Source organism: Serinicoccus kebangsaanensis (genome assembly GCF_008919445.1).
Classification (GTDB): domain Bacteria; phylum Actinomycetota; class Actinomycetes; order Actinomycetales; family Dermatophilaceae; genus Ornithinicoccus; species Ornithinicoccus kebangsaanensis.
In genome coordinates, this window is the sequence record NZ_VSLG01000017.1 from 59,293 (window position 1) to 75,788 (window position 16,496).

The 16,496-nt window shown below is 70.2% G+C and carries 13 protein-coding genes and 1 pseudogene; 7 read left to right on the top strand and 7 right to left on the bottom strand.

Annotated elements, in window-relative coordinates; all coding sequences use genetic code 11:
* Window positions 1–126: 126 nt before the first annotated feature.
* Window positions 127–1,569: an AAA family ATPase gene (locus tag FXF60_RS14930; RefSeq protein WP_238335881.1), complete on the bottom strand. Its 1,443-nt coding sequence runs from the start codon at window positions 1,567–1,569 to the stop codon at window positions 127–129.
* A gap of 156 nt (window positions 1,570–1,725) precedes the next feature.
* Window positions 1,726–3,024: a glycosyltransferase family 4 protein gene (locus FXF60_RS14935; protein ID WP_238335879.1), complete on the bottom strand. Its 1,299-nt coding sequence runs from the start codon at window positions 3,022–3,024 to the stop codon at window positions 1,726–1,728.
* Window positions 3,025–3,359: 335 nt separating this feature from the next.
* Between FXF60_RS14935 and FXF60_RS14940 the strand changes: the two genes are divergently transcribed.
* Together FXF60_RS14940 and FXF60_RS14945 are read left to right on the top strand one after the other, a co-directional pair.
* The gene (locus FXF60_RS14940; RefSeq protein WP_151526771.1) at window positions 3,360–4,373 is read left to right on the top strand and encodes a hypothetical protein; all 1,014 of its coding nucleotides are present in this window, start codon (window positions 3,360–3,362) and stop codon (window positions 4,371–4,373) included.
* A gap of 126 nt (window positions 4,374–4,499) precedes the next feature.
* Window positions 4,500–6,266: an SLC13 family permease gene (locus tag FXF60_RS14945; RefSeq protein ID WP_151526772.1), complete on the top strand. Its 1,767-nt coding sequence runs from the start codon at window positions 4,500–4,502 to the stop codon at window positions 6,264–6,266.
* Window positions 6,267–6,269: 3 nt separating this feature from the next.
* Here FXF60_RS14945 and FXF60_RS14950 read toward each other — a convergent pair whose 3' ends face one another.
* Window positions 6,270–7,037 carry a 3'(2'),5'-bisphosphate nucleotidase CysQ gene (locus FXF60_RS14950; protein ID WP_367889970.1) on the bottom strand — a complete coding sequence of 256 codons (768 nt, stop codon included), beginning with the start codon at window positions 7,035–7,037 and terminating at the stop codon, window positions 6,270–6,272.
* 2 nt (window positions 7,038–7,039) lie between these two features.
* Window positions 7,040–8,137, bottom strand: coding sequence for an adenylyl-sulfate kinase (gene cysC / locus FXF60_RS14955; RefSeq protein WP_151526774.1), 1,098 nt, complete (start codon window positions 8,135–8,137; stop codon window positions 7,040–7,042).
* 77 nt (window positions 8,138–8,214) lie between these two features.
* Between cysC and FXF60_RS14960 the strand changes: the two genes are divergently transcribed.
* Window positions 8,215–9,714 (top strand): APC family permease, encoded by a 1,500-nt coding sequence (locus FXF60_RS14960; protein ID WP_151526775.1) that lies wholly within the window; start codon window positions 8,215–8,217, stop codon window positions 9,712–9,714.
* Here the strand turns inward: FXF60_RS14960 and FXF60_RS14965 are convergent.
* The gene (locus FXF60_RS14965; protein ID WP_151526776.1) at window positions 9,701–10,570 is read right to left on the bottom strand and encodes an SGNH/GDSL hydrolase family protein; all 870 of its coding nucleotides are present in this window, start codon (window positions 10,568–10,570) and stop codon (window positions 9,701–9,703) included. The two genes, FXF60_RS14960 and FXF60_RS14965, sit on opposite strands and share 14 nt — an antisense overlap.
* 3 nt (window positions 10,571–10,573) lie before the next feature.
* Window positions 10,574–11,992 carry a tyrosine-protein kinase domain-containing protein gene (locus FXF60_RS14970; protein ID WP_151526777.1) on the bottom strand — a complete coding sequence of 473 codons (1,419 nt, stop codon included), beginning with the start codon at window positions 11,990–11,992 and terminating at the stop codon, window positions 10,574–10,576.
* Window positions 11,993–12,162: 170 nt separating this feature from the next.
* Between FXF60_RS14970 and cysD the strand changes: the two genes are divergently transcribed.
* From cysD to FXF60_RS14985, 3 genes are all read left to right on the top strand, one after another.
* Complete coding sequence (gene cysD, locus FXF60_RS14975; protein ID WP_151526778.1) at window positions 12,163–13,074, top strand: sulfate adenylyltransferase subunit CysD; 912 nt, start codon at window positions 12,163–12,165, stop codon at window positions 13,072–13,074.
* Entirely contained in the window at window positions 13,074–14,336 is a 1,263-nt protein-coding gene (locus FXF60_RS14980) for a sulfate adenylyltransferase subunit 1 (RefSeq protein ID WP_238335880.1), read from the top strand. Before cysD ends, FXF60_RS14980 begins: the two co-directional genes overlap by 1 nt.
* Before the next feature lie 62 nt (window positions 14,337–14,398).
* Entirely contained in the window at window positions 14,399–15,556 is a 1,158-nt protein-coding gene (locus tag FXF60_RS14985) for a lipopolysaccharide biosynthesis protein (RefSeq protein WP_151526779.1), read from the top strand.
* 115 nt (window positions 15,557–15,671) lie between these two features.
* Here FXF60_RS14985 and FXF60_RS17020 read toward each other — a convergent pair.
* Window positions 15,672–15,789 (bottom strand): annotated as a pseudogene (locus tag FXF60_RS17020) (IS30 family transposase); the annotation flags it as partial.
* Between the two features lie 440 nt (window positions 15,790–16,229).
* Between FXF60_RS17020 and FXF60_RS14995 the strand changes: the two are divergent.
* Complete coding sequence (locus FXF60_RS14995) at window positions 16,230–16,436, top strand: hypothetical protein (protein WP_151526781.1); 207 nt, start codon at window positions 16,230–16,232, stop codon at window positions 16,434–16,436.
* The last annotated feature ends 60 nt before the right edge of the window (window positions 16,437–16,496 follow it).

Below are 16,496 nucleotides of genomic sequence, written 5' to 3' on the forward strand. Positions count from 1 at the left end.
GCCGATCCTCCGGGGAGGCAGAGGTAGGTCTCGGAACCCCTGGACTGACGTCCGCGGCCACCGAGGGAGAGGTCGCAGGCGGCCGGCCACACCGCCTCGAGCATGCTCAAGGCAGACAGATGCCCATCAGGCGTTGGCATGCGTGGCTGGGGTGGGTTCGTCCACGGGAGCTTCCGTCGGAGGCAGGGCGAGTGCCATCCCCGCGTCGCGACGGACGTTGACCAGGCCGGCGGCGACGATGCCGAGGTGCCGCTGGCGGTCCAGGGCCGCCTCGATCTGGGCACGGGTCGTCTGACCGTCCACGACGACCAGCAGCACGGACTCGGCGGCGCTCATCGCGGCGTCGCTGTCCGCGGTGCCCGAGGGCGCGGCGTTGAAGATGACGTAGTCGTAGTCCGAGCGCACACGGTCCACGAGCTCCCGCAGGGCGGGGCCGCCCTGGAGGTCGCGGATGCCGGCGGGGTCGTGGCCGATCGGCAGGACGTCGATGCCGTGGACCGAACGGACAGCGTCGTGGAAGAGCTCGTTGCGGCCGAGGATGTCGGACAGGCCGGGGCGACCCTCGACCCCCAGAGCGGTGTGCAGGCCCTCGGCGTAGGCGTCGGCGTCGACGACCAGGACGGAGTACCCGGCATCGGCCAGGCTGATGCCGAGGTTGGGCACCACCAGCGACTGCGGGTTCTTGCCGACACCGGAGACGACGAGCACGTGCGGTCGGGCGCAGTTCGCGACGACACCGGCACGGAGCTGCCGGAAGGCCTCCCGGACGTGCGCGAGACCCTCCTCGTCGTGCTTGTGCCTGACGCGCGGGATCGAGGCGAAGACCGGCAGGCCGCTGACGGAGAAGTCCTCCTCCGAGCGGACCACGTCCTGGCGCCACTCGCGGAGGAGTGCCGCCAGCACGGCGAGAACGGCCCCGACCACAGCGGCCAGCGCCAGCAGCAGCCAGGACGGGACGCCGTCCGGCGCGGTGGGCTCCTCGGCCGGGTTCAGGACGGTGCCGGGGTCGGTGCTCACCACCTGCTCGGCGCTGAGGTTGGCGTTGAGCTGGGCCAGCCGGTCGGTGAACAGCTGGACCTGCTGCTGGGCGAACCCGCCCACCCCGTCCGCGGCGTCGCGCAGGCTCTGCTGGGCCGACTCCGCCTGAGACTCCAGACCCTCGATGCGGCTCTCCTGCAGCTCCGTGGCGGCGGTGCCGCGATATGCCAGGAACGAGTCGGCGAAGGCCTGGGCACCCGAACGGGCGTTCTCGGGGGTGTCGCTGGTGTAGGCGATCTCGAGGGTCTGCGTCGCATCCAGGACGCGCACGGCCAGCTCGCCGTCCTCGTCACGGAGCAGGCGCCCGGCATCCTCGGAGGCCAGCGCGGCCACGGCGGGGGTGGTCACGGTGCGCGCCTCGGTCTGCATGGCGATGGTGTTCTGCGTCCCGCTCGTGGTGGCCACCTCGGGGGAGAGCGGACTGCCCGGCACCGGCTTCAGCAGGACGACCGAACGTGCGGTGTAGCTGGACTCCTGGGTGGCGGCATACGCGGCCGCCAACCCGACGACGAGGGCGAGGGTGAGCAGCATCACCCACGGATGGTGCCGTGCTGCCGTCAGCACGGATGGGAGACCGCGGGGTCCGCCCTGCCTGTCGTTCACAACAATCCCCCTATGGACGTCTACATGAACGAGCCCATGATACGCGCCTGACCAGTGGATCCACGCATCGCCGGGGGTCGAGGGTCAGGCCGCGCCGCCCGTGGCGTCACCTCGTCGGACCGCGGCACGCAGGTCGGCCTCATTGGTGAGCGCGGTCTCGTCGTCGGTGGGAACCCCCAGCTCGTTCTCGAGCGCGTCCGCTGCGGTCTGGCCGGACTCGATCTTTCCTCGACCCAGGACCGAGCCGATGGCGCGGAGGTATGCCTTGCGCTGCGGCCTCCAGTCGAGCACCGAGACGGCGCGGCGCCGACCGCGGACGGCCATCTCCGCGCGCAGGTCGTCGTCGTCGAGCAGCTGTTCCACGGCATCCGCGAAGGCACCGATGTCGCCTGGAGGGACGTAGAGGACCGAGTCGGCCCCGGAGATGCGCGTCTCCTTCAGGTCGAAGGCGACCGACGGCAGCCCGAAGGCCATGTACTCCATGGTCTTGTTCATCGTCGACAGGTCGTTCATCGGCGTCCGCGGGTCCGGGCCGAGACCCACGTCGGCGGCGTTGAGGTACCGCGCGATCTCGGCCGGTCCGACCCGGCCGGTGAACTCGACGTGGTCGTCGAGGTCGAGTCGGGTGCACTCCTGACGCAGCGACTCCAGGCTGTCGCCGAAGCCGAGGAGGACGGCACGCACCGAGGTGCGCCCGCGCCGGTGGACGAGCTCGTCCATGAGATGCAGGACGCTCTCCACCCCGTCCTGCGGCCCCATGATGCCGAGGTAGGCGAGCAGGTGGCTGGCACCCCCGCGCACGTCCGGGTCGGGGTGGCGGGGATACATGCTCCGGGTGTCCGGGCCGCTGCGCACCACGGTCACGTCCTGCTCGGCCAGCCCACCACGCTCCTGGGCGATCGCCTTGAACGACTCGTTGGTCGAGATCACGTGGTCGGCGGTGCGGAACGTGCACCGCTCCAGCCAGCGGAGCACCGCCAGCTCGGCGTGCTCCACAGGAGTGGTCGGCGCCCCGAACCGGGACAGGAAGAGCTCCGGGTTGAGGTCGTGGTGGTCGAAGACGAAGCGCACGCCGCGTGTCTTCCACAGCAGCGCGAGCAACCAGAAGGTGTCAGGGGGGTTGCAGGCCTGGATGACGTCGAACCCGCGTTCGCGACGCACGGTCAGGCTCAGCAACGCCGTGCGGATCCACGAGTAGGCGAACTCGTAGGCGAAGCCCGCCAGCCCCTCGGCCTCGGGTGCCGGCGGGTACTTGTACAGCGCCACTCCGTCGACCACGTGGTAGGTGGGGTCGCCAGGCCCCTGCGGGCAGATCACCGACACCTCGTAGCCGCTGTCCCGCAGCGCCTGGCACTCGAGCCAGACCCGGCGGTCCAACGGCACGGGGAGATTCTGCACGATGATCAGAATCCTGGGGGCCTGTCCGGCGCTTCTCATGCGAATATTCGTTCACGACTTGGTGTCCGAGTCAACTAGGCACGCGTGCAGGGTGAACGCGACCAGCGAGGTTGGGCCGTCGCTGCGAGGGCGGCTCATATCAGGGGCCACCAGCGGTGTCGTCACGGGGGTGCCGGGGTCGTCGGAGGCGCGATCTGTAGCCCGCCTGGGAACGTTTGCGAGATTACTTTGAGAACTCACGAGTAACCCCCGATTTCTCGCGTGTTCTCGGGGGTTTCAGCAATTGACAGTCCTGCGAGGGCGAACTAGTTTGCCGCTGCATGTCCCGAATTTCACGAAGGTCTCTGATCAAGAACGGCGGCGCCCTGTCCCTGGGTGGTGCCGTCGCCCCTGCCCTCCTCAGCCAGGTCGAGGACCCGTCAACCCTGTTCCCCCGGGAGCCCCGCAACATCCTCCCCGCCCCTGCGGCGGGCGCCCGTTGGACCGGGCATCAGCCCGGCAAGATCTATCTCGGCATGTCGACGAACGGCGACATCACCCGCGAGGTCCGCAAGACCGGCGCCATCGGTGTCCACCGGCACTACTACCAGTGGTCCTTCGGCCGGGGCGAGCGCTCCACCATCGCCAACGACCACGCGAACCGGCGTATCCCCTGGGTCAGCTTCAAGCCCCCGGGTGGCGGCACCAACGGCTGGAAGCAGATCGCGAACGGCCAGCACGACTCGGCGATCCGTGCGCGTGCCCGCGGCTACGCCTCGTTCTCCAAGCCGATCATCGTGACCTTCCACCACGAGCCTGCCGAGGAGGCTCGCTCCAGCCGCGACCTCCCCCGTCAGTGGCAGCGGGCCTTCTGCCGCATCCACGACCTGATGCAGGACGAGACGAACCTGCGCAACGTGGTCTTTGTGCCGATCATCGGCGACTACACCTTCAACCCGTGGAACAAGCGGGACAGGCCGGAGGACTGGGCGACGCCGGACGTGGTGCGTCGCTCTGGCTTCTTCGGGCTGGACCTCTACCAGAACCAGTCCGGTGACGGGCTCGACGAGCGCATCGGTCGCGTCCGGGAGCACCTCGCCGACGCCGGCTACCCGAACAAGATGGTCGGCATCGGTGAGACCGGCGTGGCCCTGAAGTTCCGCAACCCCAACGCGGTGACCTGGTGGCAGCAGCAGTGGCAGTGGGCCTCGCGCAACACCGACAAGATCGGCGTGATCTCCTACTTCAACAGCAACAACAACCCGTCCCGACCGGACTGGCGGCTGTCGGAGAGCCCGGCCAAGCTCACGGCCTTCCGCGCCTCGCTGTCCAGCTCGAGGTCGTGCCGCCTCTGACCGTCCCCTGACAGGCCGCCGCACCTGCGGCCCGCCCCCGACGCGCTATGCTCGCGCCTGCCCTGCACAGGGCTTCTCGTGAGCTCCGCGCGGCGGGGGCGTCTGTCGTGAAAGGGTCTGTCGGACATGTCCTTGGACGCGTGGATCACCGTCGTCGTCATCGTCGGCGTCCTCGCGGCGCTGGTGCGGCAGCGCACGAGCCCCTGGGTGGTGGTCCTCGGTGGCGTGATCGTGCTGCTCACGCTCGGCGTGATCACCCCGGCGCAGGCCTTCTCCGGCTTCTCCAACCCGGCCCCGATCACCGTCGCCGCGCTCTACGTCGTGGCGGCGGGCATCGAGAAGACCGGCGCGCTCGCCCCGGTCATGCAGCGCACGCTGGGGGATCGCGGCACCTACCGGATGCCCTTGCTGCGGGTGCTCAGCCCCACCGTGGGCGCGTCCGCGTTGCTCAACAACACGCCCATCGTGGCGATGCTCATCCCGCAGGTCACCGCGTGGTGCGAGCGCCGAGGGCTCTCGGCCAGCAAGTTCCTCATGCCGATCTCCTTCGCCGCCGTGCTCGGCGGACTGCTCACGGTGATCGGCACCTCGACCAACCTGGTCGTCTCGGGCCAGATGGGGGAGCTCGGGCTGGAGGAGATCGGCTTCTTCGAGATCGGCAAGCTCGGGCTGCCCGTCGCGGTGCTCGGCCTGGCGGCCTTGGTGGCGCTGTCGCCGCCGCTGCTCCCGGCCCGGCGCTCGGCCCGCGAGGAGCTGGCGGAGCAGGGGCGCAGGTTCTCCATCGAGATGATCGTGCAGCCGGGAGGCCCGGTCGACGGGCGCACCGTGGAGGAGGCCAAGCTGCGGTCGCTGCCCGGACTCTTCCTCGTCTCGGTCGACCGTGGTGACACCGTCATCGCGCCGGTGCGGCCGGACACCGTGCTCCGCGGCGGCAACCGGCTGCACTTCGTCGGCTCGGTGAGCAAGGTCGTGGACGCGCAGGGTATGCCCGGGCTCCGGTCGGCGGAGCTCGAGCACGTGCTCGACCTGCAGAGCGAGAGCGCGAAGTACTTCGAGGTGGTCGTCGGCTCCCAGTCGCCCCTGGTCGGCCGGACCCTGCGCGAGTCGGGGTTCCGTTCCACCTACCAGGCGGCCGTGGTCGGCATCCACCGCTCGGGGCACCTCGTGGACGGCAAGCTCGGGTCGCAGACGATCCGGCTGGGCGACACCCTCATCGTCGTGTCCGACCCCGACTTCCGGGACCGCTGGCGCGACCACTCCGACTTCCTGCTCGTCGCTGGCCTGGACGGCTCCCCGCCGGCCGCGACCTCCCGCGCGTGGATCCCCGTCGCGATCCTCGCCCTCGTCGTCGGTCTCGCCGCTCTGGACCTGCTGCCGATCCTGCAGGGCTCTCTGCTCGGCGCGGTCGCGCTGGTGCTCACCGGCGTGCTCTCCGCCCAGGAGGCCCGGCGTGCGGTCGACCTGGAGGTCATCCTGGTGATCGCCTCCGCCTTCGGTCTGGCCAGCGCGATGCAGGTCTCCGGCCTCGCGCAGGGACTTGCCGGCGGCCTGGTCGGCGGGCTGGGCGGGCTCGGGGTGACCGGCGTGCTGCTGGGGCTGGTGCTGGCGACGATCGTGCTGACCGAGCTGGTGACCAACAACGCCGCCGCGCTGCTCATGCTCCCCGTCGCCGTCGCCACGGCCGAGTCGGTCGGCATGGACCCCCGGGGTGCGGCGATCGCCGTCGCGGTCGCGGCGTCCGCCTCGTTCCTCTCACCTATCGGCTACCAGACCAACATGATGGTCTACGGCCCCGGGGGATACCGCTTCACCGACTACGCCCGGCTCGGGTGGGTGCTCTCCGTGATGGTCGTGCTCGTCACGGTGGTGCTCACCCCGCTGATCTGGCCCTGACCCTCAGCCGAGGTCCATCGTCGACAGCGCGGCGAGCAGCGACTCGGCCACCTCCGGCCGGCAGACGACGAGGTCCGGCGACCAGGGGTTCTCCCGGTTGTAGACGAGCGGGCTGCCGTCGACCCGGCTGGTGTGCAGGCCGTGCGCGGCGGCGACGGCCACGGGGGCCGCCGAGTCCCACTCGTACTGCCCACCCGCGTGCACGTAGGCGTCCGACGACCCGTCGAGGACCGACATCGCCTTGACCCCTGCCGACCCCATGGGCACGGTCGTCGCCCCCATCGTGCGGCCGAGCTCCTCGGCGAAGGCCGGTGGCCGGGACCGGCTGACCGCCAGCCGCAGCGGCGGCTCGCCCTCGGGTCGGCCGGGCAGCGGGTGCCGCCGCTGCTCGTCGGTGTCGAAGGTGATGCCGCGCGCCGGGAGGGCGACGGCGCCCGCGACCAGGGAGCCGTCCTGCCACAGCGCCACGTGCACGGCCCAGTCGTCGCGGGGCACCTCGCTGAACTCGCGGGTGCCGTCGAGCGGGTCGATGATCCACACCCGGCTCGCCGAGAGACGCGCGTGGTCGTCGGCGGCCTCCTCGCTGAGCACCGCGTCCTGCGGCGCGCGCTCGCGCAGCGCTGCCGCGAGCAGCTCCTGGGACGCGGCGTCACCGGCGTCCTTGAGCTCCCTGCCCTCGACGCCGGAGGCGTGCAGCTCGGCCCGGACGGCCAGCAGCCGCTCCCCGGCGAGGTCGGCGAGCTCTCGGGCGAGCTGGTGGTCGTTGCTCATGGTCATTCCTCTTCGGGATCGGACGGGGTGGGTGGGTCGTTCGGCAGCGCCAGGGCCGCCAGGATCTGGTCGACGAGCGGGTCCACGTCCTGCCCGGTCGTGTCGAGGGTCAGCGTGGCGTCGTCAGGGACCTCGTAGGGGGAGCTGATCCCGGTGAAGTCCGGGATCTCGCCGGCCCGGGCACGGGCATACAGTCCCTTGCGGTCCCGCCGCTCGCACTCCTCCAGCGGGGTGGCGACGTGCACGAGCACGAAGCGCCCGCCACGGCCCTCCACCATGGCGCGGACGTCGTCGCGGGTGCGCTGGAAGGGTGCGATCGGGCTGGCGATGGCGATGCCGCCGTGCCGGGCGATCTCCGCGGCCACCCAGCCGATGCGGCGGATGTTGGTCTCGCGGTCCTCGGGGGAGAAGCCGAGCCCGGCGGACAGGTGCCGGCGCACCACGTCGCCGTCGAGCAGCGAGACGGCGCGTGCCTCGTCCTCGACCAGGCGGTCGCGCAGCGCCCGCGCGAGGGTGGACTTGCCGGAGCCGGACAGCCCGGTGAGCAGCACCACCACGCCCCGCTCGGGGTATGCCGCGGGCCCGCCGTGCGCGGTGAGGTCGTGGACGGTGCCGGTCTCCCCGGCGAGCGCTCGCGCGAGCTGCTCGACGCGCTGCTCCCGGCCCGGGGCGGCGAGCCCGACCGGGGCGACGCGCACGGCATACCCGTGCTGCTGCGCCGCGCGCCGGGCGGTCCGCACCAGGTCGAGGTCACGCTGGTTGTCGTCGCCGTCGGTCGAGGCGAGCACCACCACGGTGCGCGTGCCGTCGGGCACGGCCTCCAGGGCGTCGCTGCTGTCGACGAGCGCGGCCGGTCGCTCGATCTCCGCGCCGGTCAGGTGCAGGCGCTCGAACGGCCGGGAGGACCGGGGCGAGAGCCAGCCCACCGCACCCGTCTCGTCGACCTCGGCGACGGGCACGCCCTCGGCGTCCACGACCGTCGCGGGGCCGGTGGGCAGCTCGACGGCGTCGAGGTCCAGCAGGCCCAGGCGCGCCAGCTCGAGGTCGTCGAGGACGGGCACTCCCGGGAAGACGGGAGCCGCGGGGGAGGGTGGGGTCACGGTGCCAGCCTAGGCCAGCGGTGCACCCGGCCCGGAATGCGCCCGGGACGCACCCCCGCTGACTAGACTCGGCGACCATGAGCCAGCAGGCGGGGACACCCGCGGACAGGCAGGAACTGCGCAAGACCCTCAAGCCGCAGTGGGTGTGGGCGGTGGCGCTGGGGTCGGCGATCGGGTGGGGCGCCTTCGTGCTGCCGCAGGACCTGCTCGCGCAGGCCGGGCCGCTGGGCGCCGGCCTGGGGCTGGTGATCGGCGGCGCGCTGATGTGCGTGATCGCGGTCAGCTACGGCTTGCTGATCCGGCACTTCCCGGTCAGCGGGGGTGAGTATGCCTACGCCTACACCTTCTTCGGCCGCGCGCACGCGTTCATCGCCGGGTGGGCGCTGGTGCTCGGCTACGTCTCGATCATCGCGCTCAACGCGTCGGCGCTGGCGCTGCTCTTCCGCAGGTTGCTGCCGCCGGTGGTGGAGTGGGTTCCGCTGTGGGAGGTCGCGGGCTGGCAGGTCTACCTCGGTGAGGTGGTGGTCGCCTCGGCGGCGCTGCTGCTCTTCGCCCTGCTCAACGCCCGCGGCGGCACGCTCTCCGGCCGGGTGCAGTATGCCTTCTGCCTGGTCATGCTGGCCGCCGTCGTGTGCCTGCTGCTGGGCACCTGGCTGCACCCGGACACGCCGCTGTCGAACCTGGAGCCCGGCTTCCCCGATGGCGTCGCCCCGCTGAGCGCGGTCCTCATGATCGTGGCGATCGCGCCCTGGGCCTACGTCGGCTTCGACAACGTCCCGCAGGCGGCCGAGGAGTTCGACTTCTCCCCGACCAAGGCGTTCGGGCTGATCATCCTGGCGATCGTGGCCGCGGCCGGCATCTACGTCGCGATGCTCCTCGCCACGGCGGTCGCGCAGCCGTGGCCGCAGATGGTGGCCGACGAGCCGGCCTGGGGGACCGCGGACGGGCTGGAGACCCTCTTCGGCCCGCTCGGGCTGGTGCTGCTCGCGCTCGCGGTCCTCATGGGGGTGTCGACCGGGCTGAACGGCTTCTACGTCTCCGCCAGCCGGCTGCTCTTCGCGATGGGGCGGGCCCGGGTGCTCCCACCCTTCTTCGCCAAGGTCAACGACGCGGGGGCGCCCGGCCGCGCGGTGTGGTTCGCCGCCGCGCTGTGCCTCATCGCCCCGCTGTTCGGCCGGGAGGCGCTGCTGTGGGTGGTGGACATGACCTCGGTGGGGGTGACGATCGCCTACACCTACACCTGCCTCGCGGCATACCGGCTCTGGCAGTGGTCCGGCAGCGACCAGGGCGACCCGGCGACCCGCTCGAGCGCCCGCAAGGTGCTCAGCGGTCTGGGTGCGCTCACCGGCGTGCTCTTCCTCGGGCTGCTGCTGATCCCCGGCTCACCGGCACAGCTGAGCACCCCGTCGTGGATCGCGCTCGGCGTCTGGGTGCTGCTGGGGGTCGTCTTCTACCTGATGCGGCTCCCGGCCAGCCGGCAGATCGACGACGACGAGATGCGCCACCTGGTGCTCGGGGAGCACGCGAGCCTCGACCCGCGGGCCGGGCGCCGCGGCGAGGGCGTCACCCCGCGCTGACCGCCTCGTCGAAGGCCAGGGCCCACTCCTCCGCCGTGGGGTTGTCCACGGTGGCCTCACGCAGGTCGACGAGGGAGACGCGGTCGGCGTTGTCCTGCGCCCACCCCGCGACCGCGTCGGCCACACCGGCCGAGTAGAGCTCGCTCGGGCCGGCGGCCACCAGCACGGGGACGTCCGGGAGCTGCCCCACCAGCCGGTCGAGCTGCGCCGGGACGTCCTCACCGCCGCTGGACCCCCCGAGAGAGACCAGCACGGCGTCGGGCGGGGCGGCGGCGTCGAGGAACTGCTCCACCCGGTCGGCCGCGTCCCCGATGCTGCTGCCCCCGCGGCTGGCGCTCCAGACGTGCAGCGACGGGCCGGCGTCAGCCGACAGCTCGATCGGGTCGTTGAAGGCCACGTCGGCCTCCTCGCCCCAGTGGCTGATCAGGGTCGAGCGGTCGTCCGCCTGCAGGGCTCCCCAGAGCTGCACCCACTGCGACGTCAGGTTGCTGTAGCCGTCGCCGACCACCAGCAGGGCGGCGTCCTCACCGGACCAGGCCTCACGCCAGCCCTGCACTGAGGGCTCCTGCGCATCGGCACCGTCGTCGGTCGAGGTCTGCTCGTCCGTCGGCTCGGGCTCGACGCTCGTCGTCTCCTCGCCGGTCTCCTCGGGAGTCTGCGTCGCGTCCTCCGTGGTCGCCGCTCCGGTCGGTGCGTCGTCGGTGCCCGTCGGCTCCGGCGTCGTGCCCGCGCTCGCGGCCGGAGGTGTCTCCGGCGGCGGCTGCTGCACGCTCCAGACGGCATACCCCGACGCGCCGACCGCCCCGATGGCGAGGGCGACCAGGACGGCGTTGGCGTGACGGCTGGACAGCTCCATGGGTCAGGCGCGTTCCTTGGACTTCTTCCGGGACTTGCGCGACCGGGTCCGCTTGCTCTGCGCCTCGAGGGCGGCGTCGGAGCGGTAGGTCTCGTAGGAGTAGGAGTAGGCGTCCGGTCCCTTGATCGGGAGACGGTTGAGCACGATGCCCAGGACGTCGGCGTCGACCTTCTTCAGGTTGCCCAGCGCCCGGTCGAGCTGCTCGCGGCGGACCAGCTTGGTGCCCACGATGACGATCACGCCGTCGGCCTGGGTGGACAGGATGGCGGCGTCGGTGACGGCGAGCAGCGGCGGGCTGTCGATGATGACGTAGTCGAATCGCGACTCCAGCGTCTCGATCAGCCGGGTCATGGCGCCGGAGCCGAGCAGCTCGCTCGGGTTCGGCGGGATCGGGCCGCACCCGAGCACCCACAGGCTCTCGCCCCAGGGCTGCAGCACGTCGTCCAGGTCGGCGCGCCCGACGAGCACGTCGGTCATGCCCGCGGCGTTCTCCATGCCGAGGTACTGCAGCAGCCGTGGCCGGCGCAGGTCGCCCTCGATGAGGCACACGTTGGCGCCCGAGTGCGACAGGGTGAGGGCCAGGTTGGCGGTGGTGGTCGACTTGCCCTCGCCGGGGATGGTCGAGGTGAAGACCATGGTCTTGGGCTGGTTGTCGGCGTCGATGTAGCGCAGGTTGGTGCGCAACGTCCGGAAGGCCTCGGCGCGCGGGCTGTGCGGGTCGATCTCCACCACTAGCGGGTGCTCGGGGGCCTCCTTGTCGAAGGCGATCGCGCCGACGACCGGCTCCTCGGTGACGCGGGTGACGTCTGCCTCGCCCTTGATCCTGGAGTCGAGGACATCACGCAGCAGGCCCGCTCCCAGGCCGAGGAGTATGCCCAGCACCGCCCCGAGCAGCAGGTTGCGCGGGACATCGGGTGTCGCGGCGGCGGACGGGACCGCCGCCGGCTGCACCACGGTCGCCTTGATGGGACTTCTCGAGGACCCCTCGATCTGCTCGAGCTCCTGCACCGTGGCCGAGAACTGCTCGGCGATGCTGTTGGCCAGGTCGGCGCTGCGCTGCGGGTCCTCGTCGGTCACCGCGAGGTTGATGAGCACGGTCCCCGCGGGCACCTGGGCCGTGGTGCGACCGGAGAGTCCCGCGGACCCGTCCAGGCCGAACTCCTGCGCCACCGGCTCGAGCACGATCGGCGTCGTGACGATGTCGGCGTAGGTGGCGACCTGCCGCTGGGCGAAGTTGGACCCCTGCGCCAGGTCGGTGGCGCTCTCGCCGCCGGAGGTGGAGACGAAGACCTGCGCCTGCGCGCGGTACTGCGGAGTGGTCAACGCCGTGATGAGCGCCGTGACGAGCAGGACGGCAAGCGCCACCCCGACGACGAGGCGCCACTGCCGTCGGACGAGCAGCAGATAGTCCGTGAGTTCCACACACGCTCCGGTGTTCTCAAGAGGCTGGTCGGCCCGGGAATGCGCGGACCCAGCCGCTAACCATAGGCGTCCCCCCGTCCCGAATCCAGCCTGACGGCGACGCGATGCGAGGATGGGCGCCTTTGTCCGATATCGTGCTCGCGCAGCATCCGTAGCGGAAAGGCGCAGGAGTGACAGTCGACGGCAACTACCGACTCTCCCAGCTCGACGAGCTGGAAGCCGAGTCGATCCACATCTTCCGCGAGGTCGCGGCCGAGTTCGAGAAGCCGGTGCTCATGTTCTCCGGCGGCAAGGACTCGATCGTCATGCTCCGCCTGGCGGAGAAGGCCTTCTATCCCGCCAAGGTGCCCTTCCCCGTGCTGCAGGTCGACACCGGCTACGACTTCCCGGAGGTGCTGGCCACCCGCGACCGTTGGGTCGACCGGCTGGGCGTCCGGCTGCACGTCGCCTCGGTCGAGCAGGCGATCAAGGACGGCGTCGTCGTCGACGACGGCAAGACCTCCCGCAACCGGCTGCAGATCGGCACCCTCCTCAACGCCATCGAGGAGGAGGGCTACACCGCCGCCTTCGGTGGCGGACGTCGGGACGAGGAGAAGGCGCGCGCCAAGGAGCGGGTCTACTCCCACCGCGACGAGTTCGGCCAGTGGGACCCGAAGAACCAGCGCCCCGAGCTGTGGAGCCTCTACAACGGCCGCATCCACGAGGGCGAGCACATGCGGGTCTTCCCGCTGTCCAACTGGACCGAGCTCGACATCTGGGACTACATCCGGCGCGAGGCGATCGACATCCCGTCGATCTACTACGCCCACCAGCGGCGCGTCTTCGAGCGCGGCGGCATGCTCTTCACCGAGAGCGAGTTCAACCCCCTGCGCGACGGCGAGACCGTCACCGAGCGCACGGTCCGCTTCCGCACCGTGGGTGACCTGACGCTCACCGGGTGCCTGGAGTCGGACGCGGACGACCTGGACAAGATCATCGACGAGGTCGCGGCCTCGCGCATCACCGAGCGCGGCGCCACCCGCGGTGACGACAAGTTCTCCGAGGCCGCCATGGAGGACCGCAAGAAGGAGGGCTACTTCTGATGAGCACCGAGACCGGGATGGACCTGCTGCGCTTCGCGACTGCCGGGTCCGTCGACGACGGCAAGTCGACGCTCATCGGGCGGTTGCTGCTGGACAGCAAGGCGATCTTCGAGGACCAGCTCGAGTCGGTGGAGAAGACCTCCAAGGACAAGGGCTTCGACTACACCGACCTGGCGCTGCTCACCGACGGCCTGCGCAGCGAGCGGGAGCAGGGCATCACCATCGACGTGGCCTACCGCTACTTCGCGACACCGCGGCGCAAGTTCATCATCGCGGACACGCCTGGCCACGTGCAGTACACCCGCAACATGGTCACCGGTGCCTCCACCGCCGACCTGGGCCTGGTGCTGGTGGACGCCCGCCAGGGCATGACCGAGCAGTCGCGGCGGCACGCCGTCATCCTCTCCACGCTCCGGGTGCCGCACCTGGTGCTCGCGGTCAACAAGATGGACCTCGTCGACTTCTCCGAGGAGAAGTTCCGGGAGATCGAGGCCGAGTTCACCGCCTTCGCCCGCAAGCTCGACGTGCCCGACCTCACGGTCATCCCGATCTCGGCGCTGCAGGGCGACAACGTCGTCTCTCGCAGCGAGAAGATGGACTGGTACGAGGGCAGCAGCCTGCTGCACCACCTCGAGCACGTCTACATCGGCTCGGACCGGGAGATGCGCGACGTGCGCTTCCCGGTGCAATACGTCGTGCGGCCGAAGTCGGACGAGTTCCACGACTACCGCGGGTATGCCGGGCAGGTGGCCGGTGGCGTCATGAAGCCGGGCGACGAGGTCATCGTGCTGCCCAGCGGGATGACGAGCACCATCGAGGCCATCGACTCCTTCGACACGCAGCTTGACGAGGCATACCCCCCGATGTCGGTGACCGTCCGCCTCGCGGACGACGTCGACGTCAGCCGCGGGGACATGATCGCGCGGGTCAACAACCAGCCCGAGCAGACCCAGGACCTGGACGCCATGGTCTGCTGGATGTCGCCGGGAGTCCTCAAGCCTCGCGCCAAGCTGCTGGTCAAGCACACGACCCGCACCGTGAAGGCGCTGGTGAAGGAGATCGACTACCGGCTGGACGTCAACACCCTGCACCGGGACCAGGAGGCGGACGAGATCGGTCTCAACGAGCTCGGCCGCGTCACCCTGCGGGTGCAGCAGCCGCTGATGGTCGACCTCTACGAGCAGAACCGCGTCACCGGGTCGTTCATCCTCATCGACCCTGCCAGCGGGGTGACCGTCGGAGCGGGGATGGTTCGCGGCTGATGCGGCGGCTCGGCCGCCTCCTGCGCTCGAGGACGGCCGTCCTCGTCGCAGGAAAGTTGGCGATGACGGCTGCCCAAGGAGCCGTCCTCATCATCCTGGGCCGGGCTCTCGGCGTGGAGGCCGTGGGCGTCTACACGCTCGCCCTGGCCATCGTGTCACCCATCTTTCTCTTCGGGCATCTCCGCCTGCAGGAGAAGGTCGCCACAGATCCCCTCGGGAAGCAGCGATGGCGCAGCTACCGGGGCGCGATGCTCGTAGGGGCGACGCTCGCCCTCGTCTTGAGCGTCATCGTGACGGTGCTCTATCCGACCGACGGGCTGTGGAAGGTGGCTCTCCCCCTGGCGGTAGCCCGCTTCGCCGAGTCCTACGTGCACATGATCCATGGCTACTGGCAGGGCACCGGCCAGATGTTGCGGGTGACACGGGCGAATGTGATACGGGCAGTTGGCCTTGTAGCTGGCACTTCTGCAGGCCTCGCGCTGGCGGGCAGCGTTGCTGGAGCCACCATGGGGGCCGCAGTCATCGCCATCCTCTTGATTCCGGTACTTGAAGGTTCAGGCCCGGAACCAGCGCGGGACGTCGAGTCCAGTCGATCAACGATGTCACTTGTCATTCATCTCGTCCCCTTCGGCGCGGTTGCCGTCCTCCTATCGCTGAACCAGACCGCAGTCCGTGTGGTTATAGACCGCGGGGTCGGGGTGCAGGAGCTGGGCATATTCGCAGCGACCGCCTACCTGGTCCGGCTGGGAGCGATCGTTGCCCAATCCCTAGGTCAGGCTCGCTCACCAGAGATCCAGGCCGCGGCCGCAGCTGGGAACTTTCCTGCCGTAGCACGCGAAGGGCTTATCAGTGCCGCCCACGCAGTGGTTCTTGGTGTCCTTACAGCCGGCGTTATGGTCATCTTCGGACCAATGCTCATGGTGCTGGCCTTCGGAGACGCGTTCGAACCTTCGCGGTTGTTGGTGGCAGCAGTTTTCGCCGCGGGGATCCCCATCTTTGCATCAACCAGCCTTGCCGTCGCGACGGTGGGTATGGGTGAAAGAGCTCTCTACCTCTTGGCAGTGACGGTGTCACTAGTAGCAACAGTGCTCCTTGTCACGGTTCTTGTCCGTAGTGGTGGTGTGGTCGGGGCTGCATGGGGATGGGCCCTGGGTGAATGGATCAAGACCCTCCTGCTCGTCGGGATAGCGATGCGGCGCGTTCGTGAGGACGGCGCCTGAAGACTCGGCAGGTACGGCGCGGTCGGTCTCACTCAACGTCACAACACCGGCGGACTCTAGGAGGCTGGCAATGTGGTGAGGTCCTGCTGGGGCGCGTGGTCCTCTACGACAGCCGTGAGTGGTTGCCCAGGGCGGTCCCTCTCGGCGAAGTGGCCGCGCAGCAGCACGTTGGTGTTCTCGTTGGATCCGCGCTGCCCGGGCGAGTGGGACTCGCAGAAGTAGACCGAAGGACCGAGGTTCAGGATGATGCTGAGACCCGGGCCGGCTCGGTGCCCTGGTCCCGGTGATTGAGCGCCCCGGGTGCGGAGGTCGCTCCCCATGGCCCGCCGCGGTCCGGTCGGTAGGCTGCATTGGGCATTGGCGTGGGGTCGGCATGGGCTGCTCGAGCCGTGGGTCGCCGCCTCTTGGCCCAATGCTGCGCGCGTCGTCGCTCTCGTCCGGTACGCAACGTCGAACGTCGGTGCGGCGCCAAAGGTGAATGTCGCACCAACGCGGACCGGCCTGGTAGATGATCCCGTGGCACAGCCTCATGCCGGGGTTGCCGGGAGAGCAGACCCCGTAGGTCGGCTGGTCCGCTGCGGGCTCCACCGCTGGGCCAGCAGCTCGCCCACTAGGCGCCGCAGCTCGTCGCTGATCGCCACGGGCCAACGGGAGGTGACGCCCGCGTTGGGCGGTGGCGATCGTGCGCTTCGAAGGGGCAGCAAGCCTGCTTGCCGACGCAACGTCGCAGCCCTTGCGACACCACAACCTTGCATCGCCCGATATGAATAGCGCTGGCGGTAACGGACCGGCCGGTCTGATGCCGGTCGTCGATCCACTCGTTCTGCGCCGGATAGCGGGCGCTGATCTGTCTGACCGGCGCTTTGTCGACGGCACGTGAAAACTGACCCCGTGACGGCAGGTGAAAGTTGACCCTTGCCGAGATCCTGTCCTCGTCGAC